Here is a 2,935-nt window from a genome sequence, read left to right as displayed (position 1 = left end):
AGTCCCCCCCGCGTTCGAGACGGTCGCGGAGACCTGTGGAGAAGGTCAGCCGCCCAGAGCACTCAGCCAGGCGCGGCGAGCCTCGAGGGCGTCAGCGGCTTCCTTCGCGGCCTTCTTGTCGCCGGCCTTCTCAGCGGCGGCGACCTCGGCTTCGAGCTTCTCGATGGCCTCCTGCAGCTGCGAGCTCATGTCGTTCGCGCGTGCCTTGGTCTCGGGGTTGTTCTTCTTCCAGTCCACGTCTTCACGGGCCTTCAGCCCCTGCTCGATCGTGCGGAGCTTGTCGTCGAGCGCGCGCTCCTTGTCCCGCGGGAAGATGCGGCCGATCTCATCCCACTGCCGCTGGATGCGGGTGAGCAGCGCGCGAGCACGCTTGATGTTCGACTCGTCGGCGACCGCCTTGGCCTCTTCGAGGAGAGCCTCTCGGGCCTCGATCTTCGGGGCGGATTCCGCTTCTTCCGCGGCGGACTGCTCGGCGCGAGCAGCGTACAGGGCATCGCCCGCCGCCTTGAACCGCGCCCACAGTGCATCGTCTGCCTTGCGCCCGGCGCGCCCGGCCGCCTTCCACTCGTCGAGCAGGGTGCGGTAGGCGGGAATCCCGTCGGTGCCGCGCGGCGCGAGTGCCTCGGCACGCTCGACCAGGCGGGTCTTCACGTCGCGAGCGCTCTTGTGCGCATCGTCGAGCTCGGAGTAGAAGGCGCGACGCTGCTTGTCGACCACGGCGCGCGCATCGCGGAACCGCTTCCAGAGCTGCTGGGAGATGCCCTTGGAGAGGCGGGGACCACTCTGCTGCTGCGCCTGCCACGCGTCGAACAGCTCGCCGAGCTCGGCCGTGACCTGCTTCCACTGCACCTTGCTGAGGTCGCGCGCGGCGATCGCCTCGGCCTTCTCCACGAGCACTGTGCGCTCGGCGATCGCCTTGTCGACGAGTTCCTTGGCCTGCTGCGCCTCCTGCTCGGTGGCTTCGGACAGCGATGAGGTCAGGGCGTTCAGACGGTCTCGCAGACCTGCGAGGTCGCCGACGGCAGCGGCATCCGTCGCTTCGTCGATGAGATGACCGGCCTGCTTCGCGAGGTCGCTCGCCGAGGCGCCGCCTGCCTGGTGACGCTGTTCGAGCGTGTGCACCTTGAAGGCAATGTCGTCGAACTTGCGCACGAAGTAGGCGAGCGCCTCCTCGGGCGTGCCGTCGGGGTACTGGCCGACCACGCGCCAGACCTCGCCTTCGCGTACCTCGACGGTGCCGTCGTCGGAGACGCGGCCCCATTCGGCGGAGGTCGACGACGCGGCCGGAGACGGCGCAGGTGCGGCGGGCACGACGGCTGCCGGCTTGGGTGCCTTCGGCGGCATCGGCACGGCGGGTGGTGCGGGGACGGGGGGAGTCGGCTTCGAGGGCTCGGTGGCAGACACGTGATTCTCCTTGCGCGGTAGGGCCGCGGGAGGCGGAAGGGACGAGGCTCAGCCTAGTACGCCCCGCGGGGCCCTGCCGGACTCGCTCGAAGCGCGATCTCACACGACTGTTACCGAGTTGTGAGAAGAACGTTCGATCCGTGTAACACCGCCCCGGCCTTTCGCGAAACACCGTGTCTCTATCGTCGAGTCCACGGACAGAGGAGGGCTCGTGATCGTTCGGGAGAGCACATCGTCGGATGTCGTGGTGGTGGGGGCGGGAATGGTCGCGCACCGATTCGTCGAGAGCCTGCTCCGCGGCGACGGTTCGGCGCCGACAGTCACGGTCATCGGCGAGGAGGCGCGAGCGCCGTACGACCGCGTCGGTCTGACCTCGTTCTTCACCGGTGCGAGCGCCGACGACCTCGCACTCGATCCGCAGACCCTCCAGGACGACAGGGTGCGCTTCATCGGCGATGATCGCGTCACCGGGATCGATCGGGCTCGTCGCACGGTGCGCACCCGCTCGGGTGCGGTCCACGCCTACGGGACACTCGTCCTCGCGACCGGCTCCTACGCCATGCGGCCGGCCGTCGACGGCGCTGAGCTCCCCGGCTGCTTCGTCTATCGGACGCTCGACGATGTCGCCGCGATCGACGCGTTCGTCCAGCGCCGCGCGGCGTCGCTCGGCCGCCCGTTGCGCGGGACGGTGATCGGCGGCGGACTGTTGGGCCTCGAGGCGGCCGGCGCGTTGCAGGGTCTCGACGTCGAGTGCATGGTGGTGCAGTCGTCGGACCGGCTGATGTCCGCCCAGCTCGACCTCGCGGGTGGCACCATCCTGCGCCGCCTGATCGAGTCGAAGGGCATCGATGTGCGGACGGGAACGCGGACCACACGGATCGACCCGGATGCCTCCGGCTCCGTCGCGGCACTGCAGTTCCAGGACGGCAGCATGCAGGGAACGGACGTCGTCATCTTCACCGTCGGCGTGCGCCCGCAGGACTCACTGGCACGCCTCGCCGATCTCGCCGTGCACCCCAACGGTGGCGTACTGATCGATTCGAGGTGCCGCACCGCCGACGACGACGTCCTCGCGATCGGCGAGGTCGCCAACTTCGAAGGACGCTCCGTCGGACTCGTGGCCCCCGGATACGCCATGGCCGAGGTGGCGGCCACTCGGATTCTCGGCGGCGATGCCACTTTCCCCGGCTACGACGACTCGTCGAAGTTGAAGCTCTCCGGTGTGGATGTGGCGAGCTTCGGCGACGCGTTCGCCTCCACACCGAATGCCCTGGACGTGGTCTACACCGACCCGGTCAACGGCGTCTACAAGAAGCTGGTCCTCTCGGACGACGCAAAGACACTCTTGGGCGGCATCCTCGTCGGCGATGCCTCGGCCTACGGTTCGCTCCGTCCCCTGGTCGGAGCACCGCTGGGCGCCGACCCCGCTGCGTATCTGATGCCGGAGGGAGGCACCGCGCTTCCCGACAACGAGCTGCCGGCCGAGGCGGTCGTCTGCTCGTGCTCGAACGTGACGGCCGGACGCATCCGG

The 2,935-nt window shown here is 69.1% G+C and carries 2 protein-coding genes; one reads left to right on the top strand and one right to left on the bottom strand.

Annotated features, from left to right (window positions below; all coding sequences use genetic code 11):
* Positions 1 to 45 precede the first annotated feature (45 nt).
* Positions 46 to 1,404 carry a DUF349 domain-containing protein gene (locus tag ACNPM4_RS17570; protein ID WP_262000970.1) on the bottom strand — a complete coding sequence of 453 codons (1,359 nt, stop codon included), beginning with the start codon at positions 1,402 to 1,404 and terminating at the stop codon, positions 46 to 48.
* Between the two features lie 262 nt (positions 1,405 to 1,666).
* On the opposite strand from ACNPM4_RS17570, the gene ACNPM4_RS17565 reads away from it, so the two are divergent.
* A partial coding sequence (locus tag ACNPM4_RS17565; protein ID WP_448986551.1) for an FAD-dependent oxidoreductase occupies positions 1,667 to 2,935 on the top strand: 1,269 nt, incomplete at its 3' end.

This window comes from Microbacterium umsixpiens, from assembly GCF_053543675.1.
Note: the sequence above shows the minus strand (reverse complement) of the source record. Positions and strands in the feature narration are given on the sequence as shown.